17 protein-coding genes are annotated in these 25,917 nt (G+C 34.3%); 12 read left to right on the forward strand and 5 right to left on the reverse strand.

The annotated features are described in order from the left end of the window. Positions 1-126: 126 nt before the first annotated feature. The 3 genes from ACWNT5_RS02340 (at position 127) to ACWNT5_RS02350 (ending at position 4,863) form a co-directional block, all read left to right on the forward strand. Positions 127-786, forward strand: a complete 660-nt coding sequence (locus ACWNT5_RS02340) for an ATP-binding cassette domain-containing protein (protein WP_456516476.1) — start codon at positions 127-129, stop codon at positions 784-786. 110 nt (positions 787-896) lie between these two features. After that, entirely contained in the window at positions 897-1,844 is a 948-nt protein-coding gene (locus tag ACWNT5_RS02345; RefSeq protein ID WP_299603797.1) for a GYDIA family GHMP kinase, read from the forward strand. Positions 1,845-2,328: 484 nt separating this feature from the next. Further along, positions 2,329-4,863, forward strand: coding sequence for a glycoside hydrolase family 9 protein (locus tag ACWNT5_RS02350; protein ID WP_299603800.1), 2,535 nt, complete (start codon positions 2,329-2,331; stop codon positions 4,861-4,863). Between the two features lie 88 nt (positions 4,864-4,951). Here the strand turns inward: ACWNT5_RS02350 and odhB are convergent, their stop codons facing one another. Both odhB and ACWNT5_RS02360 read right to left on the reverse strand, forming a co-directional pair. Then, a complete protein-coding gene (gene odhB / locus ACWNT5_RS02355) occupies positions 4,952-6,181 on the reverse strand; it encodes a 2-oxoglutarate dehydrogenase complex dihydrolipoyllysine-residue succinyltransferase (RefSeq protein WP_299603802.1) in 1,230 nt (409 codons plus the stop codon). Positions 6,182-6,242: 61 nt separating this feature from the next. Further along, the gene (locus tag ACWNT5_RS02360) at positions 6,243-9,029 is read right to left on the reverse strand and encodes a 2-oxoglutarate dehydrogenase E1 component (protein WP_456516477.1); all 2,787 of its coding nucleotides are present in this window, start codon (positions 9,027-9,029) and stop codon (positions 6,243-6,245) included. Positions 9,030-9,143: 114 nt separating this feature from the next. Here ACWNT5_RS02360 and ACWNT5_RS02365 point away from each other — a divergent pair, with 114 nt between their 5' ends. Both ACWNT5_RS02365 and ACWNT5_RS02370 read left to right on the forward strand, forming a co-directional pair. Beyond that, complete coding sequence (locus ACWNT5_RS02365; protein ID WP_456516478.1) at positions 9,144-9,665, forward strand: hypothetical protein; 522 nt, start codon at positions 9,144-9,146, stop codon at positions 9,663-9,665. A 140-nt stretch (positions 9,666-9,805) separates the two neighbouring features. Then, positions 9,806-10,180, forward strand: a complete 375-nt coding sequence (locus ACWNT5_RS02370) for a hypothetical protein (protein ID WP_456516479.1) — start codon at positions 9,806-9,808, stop codon at positions 10,178-10,180. Positions 10,181-10,189: 9 nt separating this feature from the next. Here ACWNT5_RS02370 and ACWNT5_RS02375 read toward each other — a convergent pair whose 3' ends face one another. Continuing rightward, a complete protein-coding gene (locus ACWNT5_RS02375; RefSeq protein WP_456516480.1) occupies positions 10,190-10,816 on the reverse strand; it encodes a hypothetical protein in 627 nt (208 codons plus the stop codon). Positions 10,817-10,972: 156 nt separating this feature from the next. Between ACWNT5_RS02375 and ACWNT5_RS02380 the strand changes: the two genes are divergently transcribed. Next, the gene (locus ACWNT5_RS02380) at positions 10,973-11,317 is read left to right on the forward strand and encodes a hypothetical protein (protein ID WP_456516481.1); all 345 of its coding nucleotides are present in this window, start codon (positions 10,973-10,975) and stop codon (positions 11,315-11,317) included. 98 nt (positions 11,318-11,415) lie between these two features. Here ACWNT5_RS02380 and ACWNT5_RS02385 read toward each other — a convergent pair whose 3' ends face one another. Then, entirely contained in the window at positions 11,416-12,390 is a 975-nt protein-coding gene (locus ACWNT5_RS02385) for a polyprenyl synthetase family protein (RefSeq protein ID WP_456516482.1), read from the reverse strand. 167 nt (positions 12,391-12,557) lie between these two features. On the opposite strand from ACWNT5_RS02385, the gene ACWNT5_RS02390 reads away from it, so the two are divergent. From ACWNT5_RS02390 to ACWNT5_RS02415, 6 genes are all read left to right on the forward strand, one after another. Next, positions 12,558-13,445 carry a hypothetical protein gene (locus tag ACWNT5_RS02390; protein ID WP_456516483.1) on the forward strand — a complete coding sequence of 296 codons (888 nt, stop codon included), beginning with the start codon at positions 12,558-12,560 and terminating at the stop codon, positions 13,443-13,445. 210 nt (positions 13,446-13,655) lie between these two features. Continuing rightward, positions 13,656-14,255 (forward strand): TetR/AcrR family transcriptional regulator, encoded by a 600-nt coding sequence (locus ACWNT5_RS02395; RefSeq protein ID WP_299603822.1) that lies wholly within the window; start codon positions 13,656-13,658, stop codon positions 14,253-14,255. Positions 14,256-14,258: 3 nt separating this feature from the next. Next, positions 14,259-15,680, forward strand: a complete 1,422-nt coding sequence (locus ACWNT5_RS02400; RefSeq protein WP_299603825.1) for a TolC family protein — start codon at positions 14,259-14,261, stop codon at positions 15,678-15,680. Between the two features lie 8 nt (positions 15,681-15,688). Further along, positions 15,689-16,855 carry an efflux RND transporter periplasmic adaptor subunit gene (locus ACWNT5_RS02405; protein WP_299603828.1) on the forward strand — a complete coding sequence of 389 codons (1,167 nt, stop codon included), beginning with the start codon at positions 15,689-15,691 and terminating at the stop codon, positions 16,853-16,855. A gap of 6 nt (positions 16,856-16,861) precedes the next feature. After that, positions 16,862-20,410, forward strand: a complete 3,549-nt coding sequence (locus ACWNT5_RS02410; RefSeq protein WP_299603831.1) for an efflux RND transporter permease subunit — start codon at positions 16,862-16,864, stop codon at positions 20,408-20,410. Positions 20,411-20,736: 326 nt separating this feature from the next. Further along, positions 20,737-24,483, forward strand: a complete 3,747-nt coding sequence (locus tag ACWNT5_RS02415; RefSeq protein ID WP_456516484.1) for a fibronectin type III domain-containing protein — start codon at positions 20,737-20,739, stop codon at positions 24,481-24,483. An 88-nt stretch (positions 24,484-24,571) separates the two neighbouring features. On the opposite strand, the gene ACWNT5_RS02420 is transcribed toward ACWNT5_RS02415, so the two are convergent. Further along, positions 24,572-25,909: a RagB/SusD family nutrient uptake outer membrane protein gene (locus ACWNT5_RS02420; protein WP_299603837.1), complete on the reverse strand. Its 1,338-nt coding sequence runs from the start codon at positions 25,907-25,909 to the stop codon at positions 24,572-24,574. Positions 25,910-25,917 lie beyond the last annotated feature (8 nt).

A 25,917-nucleotide genomic window follows, 5' to 3' on the forward strand; every position in this document is an offset into this window, starting at 1 on the left:
ATATACAGATCGTTTCTTATTTTATGAAAACCTTGGCTTGCATCACATGTATCTTTTTCTGGTTGGGTTTCTTTTTGATTGTATAATTTCTGCAATCACATTTTATGCATTTCAATATTTTATTTCATGATTTTGGAAATTGACAATATAGAATTATCCTACGGTGATAAGTTTATTCTGAACGGTATTTACATAAAAGTAGAAAAAGGAAAAGTAACAGGAATATTAGGAAGAAATGGATGTGGAAAAAGTAGTTTGTTAAAAATTGTTTTTGGGCATTTAAAACCGCAAAATAAGTTAATCCGAATTGATGGAAAACACCAAAGCAAACCCTTATACTTATCCAAAAAAGTAAAATATTTATCTCAAATTGATACCATACCCAAAAATATACCTCTAAAAAGGGTATTTAGACTATTCGATCTTACTTGGGAAAATTTTGTGTCTGACTTCAAAACTTTTCGGAAATATAAAAACCCTCACATATATGATCTATCAGGAGGTGAAAAAAGAATAATTGAAACCTACCTTATGCTCATGAGTTCAGGTGACATTGCACTGTTGGATGAGCCTTTTTCTAACATTACTCCTTTATATGTCGAAAAATTCATCGAACTTATTGAAAAAGAAAAAGCACATAAAATCATCATTATTACCGATCACATGTATCGCCAGATTCTTAATGTATCCGATGAGCTATATTTGATAAAAGACAATACATCGATTCCCATAAAAGAATCTTCTCAATTAGTAGATTATGGATATTTAAATTATCTCCCAACTTAATTAGGTATTGCAATCAAATTCTCTGATACCATCAATTTCTAATTTATTTCTTACCTAATTTTATAAAAGCACTTAAAAAAGTACATTTGTTTTTGACTAATCTATCATATATGTCGAAAAACAAATTTTATAGTCACGGTAAACTACTCTTAACTTCAGAATATTTAGTCCTTGATGGTATCCCAGCATTAGCATTACCTACCAAAAAAGGTCAATGGCTAGAGGTAACTGAAAATGAGACCGCACAAATCACCTGGAAAAGTATTGACGATAATAACTTAAAATGGTTTGAAACTATCATACCATTACCTTTACAAGATTTATATTCTATAGAAACTTCTTCAGATTCTATTATACATGACGAAGAAGGATTAGGTATTTCTGAAACACTTTTCAAAATTTTAAAAGTAGCTCAGGAATTAAATCCAAAATTTTTATCCGATCCTAAAGGATATAGTATAGAAACGAAATTAGAATTTAATAGACAATGGGGACTAGGTTCTTCTTCCACACTTATAAACAATATTGCTCAATGGGCTGATGTAGATGCTTACACATTACTCAATAAAAGTTTTGGAGGCAGTGGTTATGATATTGCCAGTGCCAAACATAATAGTCCTATACTATACACTCGTAAGGAAGGAAAACCTCTTGTACAGGAAATAGATTTCAAGCCCACTTTCAAAGATTCTTTATTTTTTATCTATTTAAACAAAAAACAAGACAGTAAACAATCCATCAAACACTATCAATCATTACCTCTTAAAGATTTTGATAAAGCTGCAACTTCCATCACAGAAATCACTCACAAAATAGTTAGCTGTGATTCTTTAGAAGAGTTTAATGTATTAGTAGATTTACATGAAGATATCATCTCAAAAATAATTAAGACTCCTACTGTAAAAACTAATTTATTCTCAGATTATGCAGGAAGTGTAAAAAGTTTAGGTGGTTGGGGAGGTGATTTTGTACTAGCTACAGGAAGTAAAGATGACATGAAATATTTTGAAAACAAAGGTTATCAAACGATTATTCCATATACAGAAATAATTTTATAGGATTTTGTATAGAAAGAAAAGGCTATACCTCCTGAATTTATCTGTTTAAAAGAGATATTAATTATATAAAATATCTTTAAATCTATACTTTTCAAACTCATACTATTTTATTCGAAAACCCTACAAAAACCCGCTTACTCAGCGTGTTTTAACCTGTTATCTCTGCAAAAAAGATAATGTACATAAAATGTTAAGATATAATTATTAAAGCAGTAACACATTCCTTCTTTAAATTTGGTTCTTAAACATAATGTTAAAAATGAGCTTAAAATGCTCATTAAATAAATCGTCATTAATTAAAAAATAAAAAAAGAATATAAATGAATTTTTTACTTAAAATCTTAAGTAAGTTTTCGTTGATTTTCAGATTTCATTTTTTGATCGATTTATTTATGATTTAATTTTCGCTCGCCACAAATCGTTAAAATGGGCTATAATCTATTTTTGGAAATAAAATTGTAGCTCGAAATTAAAAATTGTCCCGATGAAAAAAAGAAATTTATTTGCTACCTTAATTTTATTATTGGTAGTTTTTCAAGTTAATGCCCAAGTTGTCTATAGTGATGACTTTGATGAAGGAATACTCTCTGTAGAGTCTTCTAGTTCTTATTCCTCATCTTTATCTGGAGGAAATCTGGTTATACAAGGAGATGGTACCGCAGGGGATTTTGATCCTATCGTGTATACTTTACACAATTCCGGAACAGATATATCGATAGATGCTTCTGGTAACAATAAGCTTTTTATAAAAGTTTCAGGAACTTCTAATCCCGATTTCAGAGTAGATATACAAGATGAAGATGATTTTGTAACTAACTTAAGTCCACAATCTGTTAGAATAGATGGCACTTCTACAATTTATGAACTTGATTATTCCTCTAGCTTACAAGATGGAGGCTATGGAGGATCTTCTTGTACCCAAGCTACAGCACCTTGTCCAGTAGATTCTTCTAAAATTAGGTTTGTGCAATTTTTCGTCAATCCTGGAACCAATGGAGGTCAGTACAACGGAACAATTACTATTGACTGGATTTCTTTTGGAGAACCTTTAGAAGCTATTCCTCCTCCATCTACCTTTGATGTTCGTTATAATCAAGTTGGATATTTAACCGGAAGAAATAAGACTATCAGTATTGCAGCGCAAAGTAGTTTTAGCAATCAAGCTTATACAGTTTTAGACAGTAATGATAATATTGTATTATCAGGAACTACAGGACCATCCTCTTTATGGAGTGATTCAGGAGAACATATTGCCAATGTTGATATTTCTGGAGTAGATGCTGAGGGAACTTATCGTTTTCAAGTTGATCAGGAGGAGATTTCTTTTAAAGTCAGTGATGATGGATATGCCGAACTAAGAGAAGAAGCCTTTAAATACTATTATTATAATCGATCGTCTACTGCTTTAGAGGCTACTCATGCTGGCGTATATGCCAGACCAGCAGGAACACCGGACACACAAGTAAGAATACATTCATCAGCAGTTTCTTCTGGTAGACCTGAAAACTTCATCATATCCTCACCAAAAGGATGGTATGACGCTGGAGATTATAATAAATATATTGTAAATAGTGGAATAAGCACTTATACCCTATTAGCTGCTTTCGAACACTATAAAACAGAATGGGAAAACTTACAATACAACATACCTGAACAGGGTGGCGATCTTCCTGATATTTTGGATGAAGTCTTATGGAACCTAGATTGGATGTTAACCATGCAAGATCCTTTTGATGGAGGAGTCTATCATAAGTTAACAGCAAAATCTTTTTCTGGAAGAATTATGCCTGCGGATTACAATTTACAGCGATATGTAGTTCAGAAATCGACAGCAGCCGCATTAAACTTTGCAGCAGTAACAGCGGTAGCATCCAGAATATTTGCCGATTACGAAAGCGTACGTCCTGGATTTAGCACTCAATTAGAAAATGCTGCTAAAGATGCCTACACTTGGGCAAAAGCAAATCCTACTGTTTATTATAGTCAAGGAAGCGGAGGTCCAGTTTCGGATATTCAGACTGGAGAATATGGAGATACGAATGTAACTGATGAATTTCAGTGGGCAGCCGTAGAATTATTTATTACGACTGGAGAAACCAATTATAAGGATGATATTGATGTAAGCTCTATCGGAGGAGGAACACCCAGTTGGCCTTATAGTGATCCTTTAGCACTAATTTCTATTGCACATCATGCAACTAGTTTAACCGGATCTATAAATGTTACACAGGCCAACAATACTTTATTAGGAACAGCCAATGAACTAAGAGATCGTGTTAATTCGTCTGCAATGAAAATTACCATGGAAGGCAATGATTACTCATGGGGTAGTAATGGCGCTGTTGGAAACCAGCTATTTTTACTAATTAGAGCATACGAACTTACAAATGATGAATCCTATTTAGATGCTGCTTATACGGCAATGGATTATATTTTTGGAAGAAATGGTACAGGATTTTCTTATGTTACAGGATTCGGAGACAAGCAAGTATTCGAACCTCATCACAGAATTTCTGATGCCGATGGTGTTTCCGCACCAGTACCAGGAATGATTGTTGGTGGACCACAAAATGAAAATAATCCAGATACGGGAGATTGCTCTGGTTCTGGTGTTAGTTTTCCTACTAACTTTCCAGCCTCTAAATATGTAGATCACTGGTGTTCTTATTCTACCAATGAAATTACTATCAATTGGAATGCTCCGTTAGTGTATGCAATGCACGCGTTAGATTTTTATCAAAGAGAATCAAATACACTATCCATAGATGAAAACGAGCAAATCGAAAATGCGTTTAAGATTTTCCCTAATCCAACAAGCAATGTTTTAAACATCCAATCTTCCTTATCTACCACTATTTCTAAAGTAGAATTATATTCGGTACAAGGAAAGAAAATACTATCTCGCGAAGTAGACAAAACAATCGCCAATATAGATATTAGCAATGTTACTTCAGGTTTATATCTGGTTAAGATAATTGCAGAAGGTCAAAGCTATACTTCTAAATTAATCAAAAAATAGATTAATCAAGGTATCCAAATTTGCTAGAATAAAAAACCTCTGAAATAATTTCAGAGGTTTTTTATAAGATTATAAATTTTATTCTATCCTAAAGTTCTAATGCTTTACTAACATTATTATCCATTAATAACTCTACTGGATTTTCTAACGCCTCTTTTACCGCTACTAAGAACCCTACAGATTCTTTACCATCAATTATTCTGTGATCATAAGATAACGCTACGTACATAATTGGTGCAACAACAATTTGACCATCTCGTACAATTGGTCTTTCTACAATATTATGCATCCCTAAAATCGCACTCTGAGGAGGATTAATTATTGGAGTTGACAACATACTTCCGAATACTCCACCATTTGTGATTGTAAAGGTTCCTCCTGTCATTTCATCCACAGTAATTTGTCCTTCTCTAGCGCGAATAGCTAATCTTTTCACTTCTGACTCTACACCTCTGAAACTTAAATTTTCCGCATTTCTAATTACAGGAACCATTAATCCTTTTGGTCCAGACACAGCAATACTTATATCCTGAAAGTCGAAAGAAAGCATTTCTTTACCATCAATCATAGAATTTACTGCTGGATACATCTTTAGTGCTCTTACACAAGCTAACGTAAAGAATGACATAAATCCAAGACTTACTCCATGCTTAGCCTTAAAGGTTTCTTTATATTCTTTTCTTAAATCAAAAATTGGCTGCATATCTACTTCATTAAAAGTAGTAAGCATCGCAGTTTCGTTCTTTACAGAAACTAATCTCTCTGCTACTTTTCTTCGCAACATAGACAATTTCTTTCTAGACTCTCCTCTACTTCCTAAACCTGGAGTTCCCATAGAAGGTTTAGCATCAACAGCATCTGCTTTTGTAATACGACCATCTCTACCAGTACCTTTTACCTGAGAAGCATCAATACCTTTTTCTGTTAATACTTTTTTAGCTGCCGGAGAAGCAGTACCTGTAGCGTACGTAGTTGTTTTCTGAGGAGCTGGTGTTTCTGCTTTTACCGGAGCAGGTTCTTCTTTTTTCTCTTCTACTTTAGGAGCTTCAGAAGATGCAGATGCACCTCCTTCTGGTTTTGCAGCATCCGTATCTATAAGACATACAACCTCACCAACCGCTACTGCATCACCTTCTTCTGCCTTTAAAGTGATAATACCGCTAGCTTCTGCAGGTAATTCTAATGTTGCTTTATCACTATCTACTTCGGCAATAGCTTGATCCTTTTCTACATAATCACCGTTTTCTACAAGCCATTGAGCAATTTCTACTTCTGTAATGGATTCTCCCGGAGAAGGGACTTTCATTTCTAAAGCCATAATTCTAAGTTTATACTTTATATCGCGTGAGCGAAAAATTTTCGATTTTTACTTTACCTTACTATTTCTTTTTTCTTCTTTGATTGTCTTTTGTTTTATCAAATACAAAATCAATCACTTCCTGATGCCTTCTTTTAGATCTTGTCGCGCTTCCAGCTGCTGGAGCTCCATACGGTCTTCTACTTGCAAATCTAAATGAAGTTGCCCCATCAAAATGCATTAAAATATGACTTAATGCTCCCATATTACGCGGTTCTTCCTGAGCCCAAACAACATCTTTCGCTTTACTATACTTCTTAATTAAAGCATCCATTTCGTTCACCGGAAGTGGGAATAATTGTTCTATTCGAACTAAAGCTACATCATTTCTTTCTAACTTTTCCTTTTGCTCTAAAAGATCATAATAGAATTTACCAGTACAGAATACTAGTGTTTTCGTGTCTTTTTCTTTAGCATCTGCATCATCGATAACCGTTTGAAAACTTCCATTTGCCAAATCATCGATAGAAGAAACTACCTTAGGATGACGTAACAAACTTTTAGGAGTAAAAATAATCAAAGGCTTACGATAATCAGCTTTCATTTGTCTTCTCAGCAAATGAAACAAATTAGCTGGTGTAGTAACATCTGCAACAAACATATTATCCTTAGCACATAATTGTAGATAACGTTCCATTCTAGCAGAAGAATGCTCTGCTCCTTGCCCCTCATAACCATGAGGTAATAACATCACCAAACCATTTTGAAGCTTCCATTTATCCTCAGCAGAAGAAATGTACTGATCTATCATGATTTGAGCACCATTACTAAAATCTCCAAATTGAGCTTCCCAGATAGTCAAAGACTTAGGACTTGCCATTGCATAACCATAATCAAATCCTACTACTCCATACTCTGATAAAAATGAGTTATATATATAAAAATCTCCTTGATCACCTTTCAGGTTATTTAATAATAGCACCTCTTCTTCGCTATCTTCCACTTTTATAACAGCATGTCGATGAGAGAAGGTTCCTCTTTCTACATCTTGCCCACTCATACGCACATCATATCCTTCTTTTAATAAAGATCCATATGCTAATAGTTCCCCCATCGCCCAATCTAACTCATCTGTTTCAAAAAAGCGCTTATTTCTATCCTTTATAATTTTATCAATTTTTCGAAGGAACTTTTTATCTGATGGTAGTTTGGTAATTACTTCAGCGATTTCAGTAAGACTCTCTTTAGAATACGTAGTATCTACATTTGCCATCATCTCATCTTCCTGAACCCTCGTAAAACCTGCCCATTCATCTTGCATGAACGGCGTGATAATGGTTTTATCCTGCTTACGAGAATCTTCTAACTCTTCTTCCAGTGATGCTTTATACTCCTTTTCTAATTCCGCTACATAGTCATTGTTTATAATGCCATCCGCGATTAATTTTGCTGCATAAATATCTCTTGGGTTTTTATGCTTAGCAATTGCTTTATACAACTTAGGTTGTGTAAAACGTGGTTCATCTCCTTCATTATGACCATATTTTCGATATCCTAATAAATCGATAAACACATCACGCCCAAAATTCATTCTAAAATCCAAAGCGAAATTAGTAGCATGAACTACTGCTTCGGCATCATCTGAATTTACATGAAGTACTGGAGAAAGTGTAACCTTACCTACATCTGTACAATATGTAGAAGAACGCGCATCTAAATAATTGGTAGTAAAACCAATTTGATTATTTACTACAATATGGATTGTACCACCAGTCTTGTATCCGTCTAATTGCGCCATTTGAACAATTTCGTATACCAAACCTTGTCCTGCAATAGCGGCATCTCCGTGCACTACAATTGGTAATACCTGAGATATATCTTCTTTATAATGTCTATCTTGTTTTGCTCTTGTGATTCCTTCTACCACAGAACCAACAGTTTCTAGGTGGGATGGATTTGGTGCTATATTCATATTAATAGCTTTCCCTGAATCTGTTTCTCTCTTAGAGGTCCATCCTAAGTGATATTTCACATCACCATCAAAGATCGCTTCTTCATAATCCTTACCATCAAACTCACTAAAGATATCTTTTGGGCTTTTTCCGAAAATATTGGTAAGTGTACTCAAACGACCTCTATGTGCCATTCCCATCACAAACTCTTTAACTCCCATATCAGCTGCTTTTTCAACCAAGGCATCTAACGCAGGGATTAAAGACTCTCCTCCTTCTAGCGAAAAACGTTTCTGACCAACGTACTTAGTATGCAAGAAACTTTCAAACGAAACAGCCTGATTAAGCTTCTTAAGAATATGCTTTTTCTGATCGTTAGTAAACTTCGTTCTGTTGGTATTAAAATTTACACGACTTTGTATCCAAGCACGTTCCTCAGGATTACGAATATACATATACTCTATCCCTATTGCATCACAATATATTTGTTCTAAATGAACAATGATATTGCTCAAAGTGTTCGGTCCGATACCAATTATCTCACCTGCGTTAAAGGTAGTATTGAGATCAGCTTGACTTAAACCAAAATTTTCTAATGCTAATGTAGGTGTGTATTTTCTGCGCTCTCTAACTGGGTTCGTTTTGGTAAAAAGATGACCTCTTGTTCTATAGCCATCGATTAATCTGATTACCTGAAACTCTTTTTGAACATTTTCCGGAACCGCAACAGTATCGCCGGATTCTTTTTCGATATAAATTGTTTCTCCGGCACCATCGGCACTTTCCATACCAAAATCAAATCCCTGAAAAAATGCTCTCCAGCTTGGCTCTACGCTATCTGGGCTTTGCAGATATTGATCATATAAGTCTGCAAAAAATGCGGTATTAGCCGCATTCAAAAATGAATATTTATCCATATGTAAGTATTCAACCGTCTTTTTATTATAAAACATCACAAAAATACAACAATTACAGTATAATGAGTATCGAATTATATATATTTATTGTAACATTTTTTTACAATTTTAACAATGAAACTAATTCTTATTCATAAAATCAAAATTTCCGTATTAGTATTATCAATTTTCCTTTCCTTACAAGAATGTTATGCTCAGGTTAATAATTTTTGGTCCAAAGTTAGAATTGGTGGAAATATTGGTATTGGTTTTACCGATGATACGTTTAATGGTATTTTAGCACCTTCTGCAGTGTATGATTTTAATAATCAGTTCAGTGCAGGGTTTGGACTCAACTTCGGTTATACGGATTCTCGAAATTTTACTGCCACAAATTACGGTGCAAGTCTTATTACATTATACAACCCTTTTCCTTCTTTACAACTATCTGCTGAGTTTGAACAAATGGGTGTAAGCAGAAATTTCGAAATTGACGGAGAAGATTTCAGTGATGATTATTGGTATCCAGCTCTTTTTATAGGTGCGGGATATAGGATTGGTTTTGTAAGTGTTGGACTCAGATATGATGTTTTATATGACGAAAACAAAAGTATCTATGCAAGTGCTTATGCTCCTTTTGTGAGAGTGTTCTTTTAAAAATTCCCGCTATTTGCTGCAAAAATCTGGTAGTTTATCTAGAAAAACTACTTATTATCTAATATTAGGCCTTATAAGATCAAATCTGCATTTCTTTTAGTAATTTTATGATAATTAAATAATAAGACCCCAAAAACATCATGAAAAACTTAACTCTAACGCTATTAGTGGCAATAGCACTGTCGTCTTGTTCTAGTAACAAAAAAGTAGCCACTTCTAATTTCGATCCTAATAACAATCCTTATTTTGTAAAAAAAGACAAATCTATTAAAACAGGAGAAGTTAACGATCCAAAAATTCAGAAGAAAATAAATACCATTATCGAAAGTCATCTCGGTATTTCTATTTCTTCTATAGCCATATCTCCAATCACAAAGACGGATAATGGCTATTACTGGAAATTTCTAAATGTTAGAAATGGAAGTAGTTTCAAAGGGTTTTCGGACCTAAAATTTAGTTCCGTTAAAATAGAGAAGAATAACAAAAAGGAAAACACACAGGTCTCGGACTTTTAGCTACTCATTTTACCAAATATGAAAAATACATTTGGGCTTTCTATTCGAATAATTCTCTAGTTTTTTTTCTGCTTTTCTAAGTAAACGGTATTTATATAAGATATCTTCCTTATTTTCAATGCAAGCTCCTTTATCAAATGCTAAGGAGTCGAAATATCCTTGGTCCCACTCTGAAAGTATTGCTCCATGCTTTCTTTCAATACAAGCTGGAACATCATCATCTTTAAAAAGCATTCGTTGCTCGGTAATTTCTATAACTTTTTCAACACTAGTAGAAGATACTCCTTGACTACTCTCTTTATAAAGTGTATTAAAAAAAATCTCTTCTGATATCACGGTTTTAAGCTGCAATGAATCGTTTTGAATAAAATAATTCTCCAAAAACGAATTATTTCCAAAACCTTGTTTATAGATATGCATCATCAATTTTAACTCTTCCTTTTCATAATAATATTCAATTCTACCAGATATATCCTCCCCACATTTATAATATTTAGTTCTATTCTTTAGCAAGGTATCCTTTACATTAATTCTTTCTAAAAAAATTTCATAACGATCATTAACCTGATCAAATTTATCTTGACCATAACCAACATGAATAATTACTATCAATAAAAGCCTCGTAAACATCTTCACTTTAATACAATTAACAATTACTTCTTTTTTTACTCTGTAGTGTTTGCATTTCATCGATAAATCCAACAAATTATCTAATTTTTCATTTTTAAAACACACTTAAACCATAAAAAAAATATGGTTTAACAATACATTTGTACAAGAAACAAACTCATTATGAAAGCAAAACTACTTATAGTTTTCTTAGGATTTGCAGCAGTAAGCTGTTCAGGTTCTAAAGAAACACTAAAAACTAAAGAAGTAAAAGTAACTACTTCTAATAACATAGCTACCCCAGCATCATCACAAAATAATGTTAGCGGAGAAATAAACACAAAAATCAATACTATTATCCAAAACTATCTTGGTGTTCCTATATCCTCTATAGCTAGATCTGATGTTCAAGAAACAGAAAAAGGATATCAGTGGAAGTTTATGAATGTAAAAACTGGAGAAAACTTTACGGCGAACTCTGATTTTACTTTTGACTCGATCAAGATTACTAAAAATAAAAGGAGTTAATAAAACTTATACCTATTAGAATTTTATTAACCTTATTACGCGGTGTTTTTTTGCCTCAAACCAAGCGTGGACCTGATTTTCAGATCAGGTCTTTCTATTTATACAGTTCTATTCATTAGCTGTTTACCAAAAGTCTCCAAGACTTTCTTTTTATCATCCGAAATTGACAAACCTTCTAACACATCAAAAGCCATTTTGGTGTATTTCTCAATTTCCTGTCTTGTACTTTCCTTAGCACCAGTTGTTTCAAAAATCCCTTTAACTGTTTGAATCTTTTCTGAAGGATTTTCTGGATGCAATGAAAACAACCCTTCTAATTGTTTCTTTAGACTATCATCCCCTTTTTCTATCGCTTTCAAATACAAAAAGGTTTTTTTATTCTCAATAATATCTCCCCCTACTTGTTTTCCAAAAGTCTCTGGATCTCCAAAAGCATCCAAATAATCATCTTGTAATTGAAATGCAATTCCTAATAATCGTCCAAAATCATAAACAGATGATCTACAAGTGTCAGAAGCTTCAGCTATAATCGCTCCCATTTTCATAGCCGCCGCAACTAGAACTGCTGTCTTATATTCAATCATTTTTAAATACTCCGAAATAGTAACATCATCTCGTGTTTCGAAATCAATATCATACTGCTGTCCTTCACAAACTTCAATCGCCGTTTTTGAAAACAACTGAGCTAACTGTCTAAAAATATCTCCTTCATAATTTTCGAAAAGTTGATATGCATTGATCAACATAGCATCGCCAGAAAGAATCCCTGTATTTACATCCCATTTTTCATGAACCGTTTCTTTTCCCCTTCTCAGCGGAGCATCATCCATGATATCATCATGCACTAAAGAAAAATTATGAAAAACCTCTATTGCCAAAGCTGCATCTAAAGCTTTTTCGTAGGAACCTCCAAAAATTTCGCAGCTCATCAATACCAAAACAGGCCTAAGTCTTTTACCTCCTAATGTTAGTATATAAGAAATAGGTTCATAGAGATTCTTAGGTTCTTTTTGTATCGTATTCTCTGATAAATAATCTAAAAAATATTTTTGGTAATCGGAAATGGTATGCACTGAATGAATTTTTGTGCTAAGGTATAATAAAAATTAAAAAAACAATTCTTGAAATTGAGATCCTATACACATTAAATATGTCCTAATATTTTGAATGTAAAAGTTTTCGGACATCAAAAAATTATACTCAAAATAGCTTTGTGGTAAACAAAATAAACCATTTACACATGAAAAAAATCACTTTTAAAACTTTAGCCCTAATGCTCACAATGATTATTGCATATTCTTGTGAGAAACCACAATCTGAATCCAGTTCGGAACAGGATCTAATTGGAGAACTTAATGATGATATACTTCCAAAATCAAGAGAAATTGCTCATATACAGAAAAATGGATTGGATGTAAAGCTCTTTGAAATTGGTGATGAAAATGATAATGAGTATGAAATATTTCAACTTATTAAACTGTATGATTATGACCTTTTAAAAAACGAGGAACCGATGATAGAAATGGAAAATCATTCTCCTTTCGAATTATTTATAGAACTTACTGACCAAGATGTAGCGATTCCTGAAGCATTAGCTAAAGCAGCTGGTTACGATGCTTTCCAAGAATCTGGTAGAACAATGGACTCTTCTTTAAAAAAGGTAGAGGTACTGGATAATAACTATAAAGAAATCCTTGAAAAAAGTAGTAGTTGTTATAATGAATCTGAGAACACCTTTAGAAGCCAACGTTGTCAAGTTCCTTTGAATTCAAACCCTGATTATATAGAATTCTGTGACTCACAAACCTGGACTAATAATACCAGACAATCGGTATTTGGAGGTAACTGGAGAAAATTAAACGAAGCTTTTACCTGGACAAATGTCATTTGCGGACAAACTACTGTAAAATTCTACAGATATATTGATACATGGCAGCTAAGAAAAGAAGTAGAGCTTGAAAATGGTATATGGAATTCCAGCTACTGGACTGTGCATATTGTAGATCCAAGCTGGCCTCCTTTTAGTCCTGAAAGAAGATACGGAAGACGACTGCGCGTAGTACGTGACCAATCTTCTAACGGAAGTTTCAGAGCTTATACTAGATTCCGAAAAAAGCTTTATAATTAATTAAGAACTAAGATCTTGTTAAAAAGGCTGTCCAAATTGGGCAGCCTTTTTCGTTCTATTTAAAAAAAATCTACACGATGGCCACAGTTCAACCCTCTAAAATGACGATTCGTGTTAGATCAGTGTTAAAAAATTGTGAAACTTAGGAAACTTTTAATGTTTTTAAAGTTTCCTCGTGTACATTTGCACTGTAATTAAGTAAACCCCAATATGAAGGAAAAAATAATAGAAAAAGCGAATGACATGTTCTTAAACTTAGGTTTTAAGAGCGTTACAATGGATGATCTTGCTTCGGAAATGGGAATTTCTAAGAAAACCATCTATGCGCACTTTCAGAATAAAACTAAGTTGGTAGAAGCTACAACCGACCATTTATTCTGTACGGTTAGCGATGGAATCGATGCTATTTTAGAAGAAAATAAAGAGCCAATTGAGGAATTATATGCTATCAAGGCTTTTGTAATGCATCATCTAAAAGGTGAAAAAACATCTCCTCAATATCAACTTCAGAAATACTATCCAAAAATTCATAGTAGCCTTAAAATTAGACAGTTTGATACAATGCAGGAATGCGTAATCGATAATTTAGAAAGAGGTAAGCAAATTGGAGTTTACAGAGATAATATCGACGTAGAAATTATTTCAAGACTTTATTTTATGGGAATGACAGGCATCAAAGATCAAGAGATGTTCCCCATCCATAAATTTCCAGTTGCTAAATTAATGACTGATTACTTAGAATATCATATCCGTGGTATTGCCACCGAAAAAGGCTTAAAAATTTTAAACAATCTATTAAAACAACCATAAATTATGAGAAACAACCTTTGGTCCTTATGTTTCTTTAGCTTATTCATAACATTTTCTTTTGCGCAGCAGACTCCTGCTTCTTCACAATATTCATTTAGCTTAGATGAAGCTATAGAGTTTGCTTTGGAAAATAGTTATCAATCCATCAATGCCAGACGTGATGTAGCTAAAGCTCTTAAACAGAAATGGGAAACAACCGCGACCGGTTTACCACAAATTAATGCAGCTATTGATTACCAAAATCAATTAAAGCAACCGGTTTCTTTATTACCAGCTTCCGCTTTTGACAATAGAGAAAGTACCATTAATACTGTAGAAGAATTCTTTGATTTAACCGCTAACGGTTCTCCAGATCCTTTGGAAGGTTTTATTCCAGTTGTATTTGGAACCAAACAACAACTTACTGCAAGTGCTACCTTATCGCAATTACTTTTTGATGGGTCATACCTTGTAGGCTTAGAGGCTGCCAAAAGCTTTTTACAATACAGCAATGATTCACAAGAGAAAACCCAACTTAATGTTCGTGAAAGTGTGATCAACGCTTACGGAAGTGTCTTGGTATCTAATGAAAGTGTAAAGATTCTACAGAATAACAAAGCTGCTTTAGAAAAGAATTATGAAGAAAGAAAAAAGGTATTTGAAAACGGTCTAGCCGAAGAAGAAGATGTAGAACAACTTCAGATTACCTTATTACAAATTACAAATCAGTTGAACAATGCAGAAAGGCTAGCAAAAATAGCTTTGCAAATGTTTAATCTTACTATCGGAGTTGATGTAGATTCTAATACAGTATTGTCAGATAATTTGGATAGTCTAACAACTAAAAACATAGACAATTCTGTTGGTTTAAAACCATTTGTTATTGAAAACAATATCGATTACCGATTAGGATATCTGTTAACTGAACAGCGAAGATTAGAACTTAAATTAGAAAAAAGTAGAGCTTTACCAACATTATCGGCTTTTGTAAATTATGGTACACAAGCAAATAGTGATTCATTTACATTTTTAGAAAATGATCAGCGCTGGTTTCAATCTTCGATTTTGGGAGTTAGCCTAAACATTCCAATTTTCAGTTCTTTGGGAAGAAGTGCTAAAACACAAAGAGCGAGAATTGCTTTTGAGCAAGCAAATACATCTTTTATTGAAGCACAACAACAAATCCAGCTTCAGTACAATTCTACAGTAAGCGATTATCAACTTTCTTTAGAAACGTATGAAACATCAAAACAGAATCTTTCTTTAGCAGAAAGAATAGAAAATAAAAATCAAATCAAATATACCGAAGGATTGGCTTCAAGTTTTGAATTAAGGCAAGCACAATTACAATTATACAGTGTACAACAAGAAGTACTACAAGCGATGCTTACTATTATAAACAATAAAGCCAAACTAGAAACAATACTTAATACACCAAATAACTAGACATACTCATGAAAAAAATACTTATCATATTCTCAGTATCCCTTCTTATTGCCTCTTGTGGACAAAAAGATGGAACGTCTATAGAAAAAGTTATCGAAGACGGAGATTTAACTGCCATTAGAGCCAAACGAGGTGAAATCGTAGCAGAACAGCAGGAAATCGCAAACAAACTAAAGCAATTAGATGAAGCTATTGCATCCTTAGACAGCATCAAAAAATTACCTTTAGTAACAACCATTACTGCCAAAGACACTTTATTTAACCACTATTTAGAGTTACAAGGAAGTGTAGAAACTAAAAAGAACATTGTACTATATCCAGAAGCTGCGGGAACACTGGTTAGAGTTTTAGTTAAAGAAGGACAAAGAGTTTCCAAAGGTCAGGTTCTTGCAAGAATTGATGATGGAGGTCTTAGCCAACAAGTAGCACAAATGGAAGTGCAAGCAGAATTAGCTAAAACAACCTATGAACGTCAGAAAAAGTTGTGGGAGCAAAAAATAGGTTCCGAGATTCAGTACCTTCAAGCTAAAACAAACTATGAGTCTTCGAAGAATGGTGTAGATCAAATGAAACGTCAATTAGCAAAAGCTACCGTAACGGCTCCATTCTCAGGAATTGTAGATGATGTAATTACCGAGCAAGGAAGTGTGGTTGCTCCTGGACAATCACAATTGATCCGTATTGTAAACCTAGACGATATGTATATAGAAGTAGAAGTTCCAGAAAGTTATATTTCTAGTATTGTGAAAGGAAAAGAAACGAAAGTACATTTTCCAGTTTTAGGAAAAACGATCGATACAAAAATTCGTCAGGTAGGAAACTACATCAATCCAAATAACCGTTCGTTTACAGTAGAAGTGGCAGTTCCTAATAAAGATGGGATTATCAAACCTAATCTTACTGCCAAAGTTCAGATCAACGATTACACAAGCGAAAAAGCGATTTTAATTCCACAAAGTATTATCTCAGAAAATGCAGAGGGAGATCAGTATGCTTATGTAACTTCTGGAAAAGATGCAAAAAACATCGCCGAAGCAAAACGTACTATCGTAAAAACAGGAAAAACTCAAGGAGATTATATCGAAATTCTTGAAGGGATCGCGAATGGTGATGATATCATTAGTGAAGGAGCAAGAAGTGTTAAGGATGGTCAGAAAGTAGAAATTATAAACTAACATCTTATGGAAGTAAATAAGAAAAAAGTAGATAAAGAATTTAGATTAGCGTCTTGGGCCATTGACAACCCAACAACCATCTATGTGATGATGGCGATTTTCTTCGTTCTAGGGTTATCGGCATATTTCTCGATGCCAAGAGAGAATTTCCCAGAAATTAATGAAACTAAAATATACATTAGCGTTCCATATCCAGGAAATACCTCGGAAGATATAGAGCGATTAATTGTCGATCCGCTAGAAGATAAGCTAAAGAACCTTGGAGGTGTGGTAGAAATCGTATCCACCTCGCAAGAGGATTATGGAATCATCACCGTAGAATTTGAAGAGAAATTTACGGTTGCGGAAGCTAAACAAAAGGTAAAAGATGAAGTAGACTCTGAAAAATCTAATGAAGATTGGCCAACCTTTAATGGTGCCAAGGTAGAACCTAATGTTTTCGACTTAAGTATCTCAGAGGAAACTCCAATTATGAACATTAACATTACTGGAGACTATCCCGTAGATAAGTTAAAACAATTTGGAGAATACCTAGAGGATGAGATTGAAGACCTAAAAGAGATCAAAGGAGTAGATATCCGAGGTGCGCAGGAAAAAGAAGTAGAAGTAGCTGTAGATATCTATAAAATGATGGCAGCAAAGGTGAGCTTTGATGATGTCCTGAATAGCATTAGAAATGGTAATATCACTATGTCTGCAGGAAATATGATTACCAGTGGACAGCGAAGAACTATCAGAATTCTTGGTGAAATAGATCAACCTTCAGAACTAGACAATTTTGTGGTAAAATCTCAGGATGGAGCTGTCTACCTTAGAGATATTGCCAAAGTTACTTTTAAAGAGGAAGACAAAACTACCTATGCTAGAGAGTTTGGTGATAATGTAGTAATGCTAGAGGTAAAAAAACGCTCTGGGAAAAACATGGTAGAAGCTGCTGATCAAATAAGAGTGATAGTAGCTGATGCGCAGGAAAATGTATTCCCAACAGATCTAAATATCAGTATTGCCAACGATCAATCATCCAAAACGATTAATCAGGTAGACGATTTGGTAAACAATATCATTTTCGGGATTATTCTGGTTGTAGGGGTTTTAATGTTTTTCTTAGGATTTAGAAATGCATTATTCGTTGGTTTTGCTATACCAATGACTATGTTTATGTCTTTTATGATTCTGTCATTAATGGGGTTCACTATGAATACCATGATCCTTTTTGCACTGATTATGGGACTAGGAATGCTGGTAGATAATGGTATTGTGGTAGTAGAAAATGTATATCGTTTGATGGAAGAAGAAGGTATGTCTCGTATTGAAGCTGCCAAAAAAGGAATTGGTGAAATCGCCTTCCCGATTATAATCTCTACATTAACCACTGTTGCGGCGTTCGTACCATTAGGTCTATGGCCTGGTGTTATGGGGCAGTTTATGATTTATTTCCCGAAAACCTTATCTGTCGTATTAGGATCCTCACTTTTCGTAGCAATATTCTTCAATTCCATGCTCGTTTCTAAATTTATGGATATAGGCGAAAGAGAATTGACTGTAAAACAACTAATTCGCTTAAGTTTGATTCTTGGTGGATTTGGAATATTTATCATGATTGTTGGTGGACCAGTAAGAGGACTTGGAACTTTAATGATCTTTACCGCGATTATGTTCTGGATCTATAAGTATCTATTAAAAAGAATGGCTACTTTTTTCCAAACAAGGATTTTAACTTGGTTAGAAAATACCTACCAACGTTTTCTTTCTTTTGCCTTAAGAGGATGGAGAACCTATGCATTTGTCTTCGGAACATTCCTATTATTATTTGTGGTATTTGGAGCATTTGGTGCTTCTGTTGGAAGTCAGCGAACCAAGGTAGAATTCTTCCCAGATAATACACCCAATCAAATTATAGTATATATCGAATATCCACAAGGAACGGATATCGAAAAAACGAATAAAATTACCAAGGAAATTGAAAATCGTGTATACGCTATTATTAATGATGAAGAATATATCGAAGGCGAAGATCACAACTTCTTGGTAGAAGCTGCCGTATCACAGGTAGGTGAAGGAGCAGGAAATCCACAAACAGATGGTGGTAGTAGTGCAGAAATGCCTCATCGTGGTAAGATCATTGCCGCTATGAGAGAGTTTAAATTCAGAAAAGGAAAAGACTCTGAAGAATTACGATTCAAAGTACAAAAAGCATTGAAAGGAATCTATCCAGGTGTTGCCATTTCTGTAGAAAAAGATGCCGTAGGTCCGCCAGCTGGATATCCCATAAACATCGAAATCGAAGGAAAAGACTATGATGAGTTGATCAACGTAGCAGAACGTATGAGAAATTTCATCAATGAAAAGAACATTCCTGGTATCGAAGAACTAAAGATTGATGTTAACAAAGGGAAACCTGCTATGCAGGTAGCTGTTGATCGCCAAAAAGCAGGTGAATTAGGAGTTGCTGCCGGACAGGTTGGAAATCAATTACGTCGTTCTATTTTTGGTGAGAAAGCCGGAGTGTATAAAAAAGATGGAGAAGACTATGATATCTATGTCCGTTTTGATAAAAATGATCGCTACAATACTAGTGCTTTATTTAATCAGAATATCACATTTAGAGATCAAGCAACAGGAAGATTGAAAGAGATTCCAGTTTCTGCGGTAGCTTCTAAAAAGAATACGTCTTCATTTAGTGCGATCAAACATCGTGATACCAAAAGAGTGGTAACTGTATATTCAGGATTACAACCTGGTTACACTGATGCTGGAGCTATTGTAGCACAAATAGAAACTGAGATGGCGAGTTTTAAAGATAAACCGAACAGTGTTAAAATCAATTATACAGGACAGATCGAAGAGCAAAACAAGCAAATGGAGTTTTTAATGGGAGCCTTTTTTGCGGGATTAGGACTTATTATGTTGATCCTTATTTTCCAGTTTAGTTCTATTTCTAAACCTACTATTATCATGATTGCTATCTTCTTAAGCTTTATTGGAGTATTTGGTGGAATTCTGATCACTGGAGCAGCATTCGTAATCATGATGACCATGATGGGAATCATATCACTCGCAGGAATTGTAGTAAATAATGGTGTGGTATTATTGGATTATACGCAATTATTAATTGATCGTAAAAAGGTAGAACTCAATATTCCAGAAAACGAACATCTTGATAATGATGAGGTAATGAAACTAATCGTAAAAGGAGGAAGAGCACGTCTAAGACCAGTAATTCTTACTGCTATTACAACCGTATTAGGTCTGATTCCATTAGCAGTTGGATTTAATATAGATTTCTTCTCCTTATTCGCCAATTTTGACCCTAAAATTTATATTGGTGGTGATAATGTGATTTTCTGGGGACCTCTTGCCTGGGCAGTAATCTATGGATTAATTATAGCAACCTTCCTAACACTGATCATAGTGCCATGTTTATTCTTTATAGTACACAAGGTAAAAGTTTGGCTCAGTAAAAAAAGAAGCACTACACCAATACTTAATCAGGAAGAAAAAGAAGAATTAGAAAGTGATGAAAGTGGCGAAATGCCGATACCATCAGCCACTTAATTCGCATCTTAATTGTACTAAAAAACGCCACATTTCTGTGGCGTTTTTTTTGCTTAAACAACTGTTAACTAACCTCTTCTTATTTTGACCATTTATAATTTAATGTTAATTTCGCGCTCGAAAAACCCGAATCTATTATAAACCCTAAATCATAAATATACTTGAAAAACTAATTTTCCTACTTACAAATTCTAAACAAACAATATTAATCTGGATACATTTTGTTATCTATTTACTTTTTTGCATTAATTCAAAAAGTAAATAGATACACTTCTTCAAAAAATGTATATCTAATTACGATGAAAACAGAAAACAAATAACACTTTATGAAACAAAACTATTTTTACCTTGGAATACTTTTAACGCTCTTGTGTTGGAATACCACAAAAGCTCAAATCGAAAATTATTATACCTTTTCTGAAAGTACTGCTTCCTATGCCCCATTAGTTGGAGCCGATGAAACTGTACTAAGCCGTAACACTTTTAGTTCACTTAGCATACCTTTTGATTTTGAATATGCTGGTCAAAAAATAGACCGCTTAATATTTAAAAATAACGGAGAGGTCAGTCTGGGTGGAACTAGTGAACCTCAACCTAATGAACTATCTGATCTTGGACAACAAAATGAATCTGGTACAACAGCAATTATTGCTCCTTTATGGGACAACCAAATGACTGTTGCAAATGATAATACTATTGCTAAAAGAAAAACACTGTTATCGGGAACAGCTCCTTTTAGAACATTTACGATTGAATGGGAAAAAGTACTTTGGACAAGTCAATTTCCTTCGAATACAAGTTCTGAAGTTAGCTTCAGAATAATCTTCGAAGAGACCACAAATAATATTACTTTTTTATATGGGCCAAATAATTCTACTGAAAATCAATCTACAAGTATCGGGTTGAATACAGAATTTTCAGATCAAATTAGTTTTATTAGTGTTACACCAGGATCTCCAAGCTCTGTTAGCTCTACAGTTTCTGATGACAATATATCTACGTCCGAGTACCCTGGAGAAGGTACACAGTATACTTTTACTTATCAATTTCCAAACTGTAGAATCCCATCAAATTTAGATATTGATACGAATAGCTTGACTCCATCGACGGTAGACGTAAGTTGGACAAATGCAGGTTCTGAAACCTCTTGGGATATTTTGGTTATCAATCGAGATAATTCTTCAAGAGAAGTGATATCGGCAAATTCAAATCCGTTTACTCTAACAAATTTAGATCAAGACACTAATTATAGTATTGCTATTCGATCTAATTGTACTACTTCTGATAGTGACTACTCTCCTCAAGTATTTTTTACAACGCTTGAAACATGTCCTTCTCCTATAAATATTAACAGTACAGATATCACATTGGACAGTGCAGACTTCTCCTGGCAAGCTGGTGATTCAGAAACTAGCTGGGAGGCAACCGTTGTTTTATTCAATGATCCAGAACCAGTTTCTGGTGATGTGATCACTTCTACAACTTATAGTGTTAATGGACTTATTAAAGATACCGATTACACACTATATGTAAGATCTAATTGTGATACAGATGGTTTTAGTAAATGGATTACTTATGATTTTAGAACCATAGCTACATGTCAGATACCAACTTCATTGACAATTACTAATGAAACTTGTTCTTCTGGAACCATTGGATGGACCTCAAATGGTTCTGAAACTTCTTGGGAGGTTTCAGTTACTCGTATTGGTACATCAGACGAAGTTATTTATGCAGCAAATACAAACCCATTTACGTTAAATGATTTAAATCCTAACACCACTTACAGAATATTTGTAAGAGCCGTGTGTGCTTCTGATGATAAAAGTAGATACTCAAGTCGTGACTTTATTAGCACAACAGAAGATACTACCGATCCAACACCTGTGGCTCAGGATATTACCGTACAACTAGGCACTAACGGTTTTATTGTTTTAGATCCTACTGCTATTGATAATGGTTCTACAGATGATTGTGCTATTGATTCAATTACAGTGTCTCCTAGTGTATTAACCTGTTCTGACTTAGGAGCAAATACAGTAACAATGACTGTAACAGATATTGCTGGAAATAGTGATTCGACAACAGCACTTGTAACAGTAGAAGATAATACAAATCCAGTAGCGCAAGCAAAAGATATTACTGTAGCACTTGATGAGAATGGTTCAGTAAGTATTACAGGAAACGATATTAATGATGGATCTTCAGACAATTGTAATCTAAGCCTGACTGTTACACCAAACACTTTTGATTGCTCGAATGTCGGAGAAAACACCGTTACACTGACCGCAACAGATACAAGTAATAACTTTAGCGAAACGACTGCTATAGTTACGGTACAGGATGTTATAAACCCTACAGTAGTTACTAAAAATATTTCTGTCTCTTTAGATAATAGTGGAATGGCAAGTATTGTTGCTAGTGATATTAATGACGGATCTTCGGATAATTGTAGCATCTCTACAATTACCGTATCTCCAGATACTTTTGACTGCGCTGATATAGGAGAAAATACAGTAACTTTAACAGTAACTGATGTAAATGGTAATTCTGATTCTAACACTGCAATAGTTACGATACAGGATACCGTTGATCCGATTGCGCAAGCAAAAGATATTACAGTACAACTTGATATTAATGGAAACAGTACTATTACAGAAACAGATATAGACAATGGATCAAATGACGATTGTAATATCGCATCCATTATCGTTTCTCCTAGTACTTTTGATTGCTCTAACATTGGAGACAATATTGTTACTCTTACCGTAACTGATACTTCTGGAAATTCTGATATGACAACAGCAACAGTTACTGTAACTGATGAAATCCTTCCTACTGCCAATTGTATTGCTCCTTTTAGTATTCAATTAGATGATTCTGGTTTAGCAAACATATCCGCACAAGATATAAATGAGAACTCCTCGGATAATTGTGGCATTCAAAATATAGCCATTGATAAAACGAATTTTACTAGTGCTGATATTGGAGAACAAATAGTTACCTTAACTGTTACAGATATTGCAGGTAATATAAACACATGTAGTACCACCGTAACTGTAGAAGGTCCTGCTTTTGTAATTGAGGATTATGTAACTGGGTTAAACTCTCCGAGAGGTCTAGCCTTTGATGGAGATCAAAATTTATTTATCGCTGAACATACTACCGGGAAAATTTTTAAAGCAACGGATATAGAAACAACCACAGAGTTTGCTTCTACAGGTTTTAATAACAACGGAATTTCTTTTGACCAGAATAACAACCTTTATGTGGCAGAGTCGTTTTTAAGTCAGGTTTTAACTTTTGATACCAATGCACAACAATCACAATTTCTAAGTTCTTCTGATGGGATTAGCTCTCCATGGGATGTAAAGTTTGACACTGCTGGAAATTTATATGTAAGTAATTTTAGTGGAAATATTCTTAAAATAACACCTGCTGGATCAGTTTCCGAATACACTACTGGATTATTCTCTCCAGAAGGAATCGCATTTGATCGTAGTGGAAATCTTTTTGTTGCAGATCGTAACGACCGTAAATTAATCAAAATCTCGCCTGATGGATCGAGCACAACACTATTAACCGGAATTGTTGGGATTCGTTCTGTCGCTGTAGATTCTAATGATTTTGTTTATTTCGACGAACAAGTAGGTAACGGACCATCTGCTACTGTAAAAATTGTGAAATATAACCAAAATGACGGTAGCACAACAGATATTATTGGAGGACTGGATGATTCTAACTATCTTTTGTTTAATAGAAATGGAGACCTGTTTATATCACAAAGTAATAAAGTTAGTGTGGTAAGAGAAGTTGGTGAATCAGAAATACTATCAGTGGAAGAAGTCGTATTAAACACCATTGTATTCTATCCTAATCCTGTAATCAATACCGTATCGTTTACTACCGCTCCTTCAGGAATTCGTTTGTATGATGTTTCTGGAAAAGCAATTTTTAAATCTACGAATAGTCAATTAGAATATGACTTATCCGATTTACCAAGTGGTTTTTATTTAATGGAAATCACAGATTTTTCTGGTAAAAGAATCATACAGAAAGTGAATAAAATATAAGAAAAATAGAAAGCATATTGATGATTTTGAATCTATAAAAAAACGCCGCAGATCTGCGGCGTTTTTATTATTATGTTAGATAAAAACACTATTGGTTTTCCGATAAAGGAATAGGGAACATATTAAAAATCTGATCTCCTGTTCTATCAATCGGTAATGTATTAGATAAATTGTACCTCCTTAAGTCAAACATTCTATGATTTTCTGCCCAAAGAGAATATCTTCTTTGATTTAACATTTCAGTAGTTAAATCGGCAGATGTTTGAGCTCCACTATAATCTGCTAAACCTGCTGCATTCCTTACTACATTTAAAGCATCTTCTGCATCTTGTAAGTTATTTGCTAAAATACTAGCTTCAGCATATAACAGGATTAACTCTTCATTTCTAAGAATGTCAATGGAGCTTACATTAGAAGCATATAATCTCGTTTCGTTTGTTCCATTGAGATCATCCTGAGACGTTGGGTTTGGTCTTGTGGCCGTTTTTGTAGTAACTCTAGTATCACCAGCTTCAGCATCATTCACCCAGCTATCATGTACGATAATCTGGTCTCCATTATTCGGCTCTGCAGCAGATAAAGAAGGTATTCTAAAAACTGGATTCGCTTGATCACCACCACCTAAACTAAATATATGTTTTGGCCCTAACGTTAAATCCGCTGTTAAATCAAAATATGACGCTCCTAAATCTGTTAAAGCGCCAGAGCCATCTCCATCATACACTGCTGCAAGAGCTGCTACAGCTCTATTAAACTGTAAAAATGTCGAAGGCGTAGTAAACCCATCAAAACCACTGCTAAGCGGAAAACTAAATTCGCTACCTGCATTACCAAGGTTCGTTTCAGCTTCATCTAACAATGCTCTAACAGCTGTCATAGCAGGTCCAAATTCTAATACTGGTCCTAAATTATCTGGATCAGCAACATCGATTCTTGCAATATTGTACGATTTTAAAATCTGGATAAGTTCATATGCTATAAAAGTTTTAGCAAACCCTAGATATCCTTGTCTTTCTGTATCAGTAATAACTTCGGTATTCATAACCGCTGTAATTAAAACATTGGCATTTTTAATACATCTATAGCTACCATTCCATTGAGCTGTACTATAAAATGAATTATTATCTAATCCTATTCCATTTTTACCAAGAAGATCTCCTGTATTTCTAGGGTCGGCATCGAATAAATACAATTCTCTTGCCATTGTACCTGAAGCAGTCGTTTCAATACCTAGTCCATTTCTTGAAGTAGACTCAACAGCTACCACCAAACCATTTAACTGATCAAGCGAGGCACCCGTTTCTACACCACCTACACTCGGTCCATTTGGGTCAATAACTTCATCGAAATCACAAGATGTAAATGTCATCATTGTGAAAATCGCAGCGATGACCACTTTGAATGTTATTTTTGAGATATTTTTCATGATTTCTT

It is taken from the genome of Aquimarina sp. 433 (assembly GCF_054054605.1).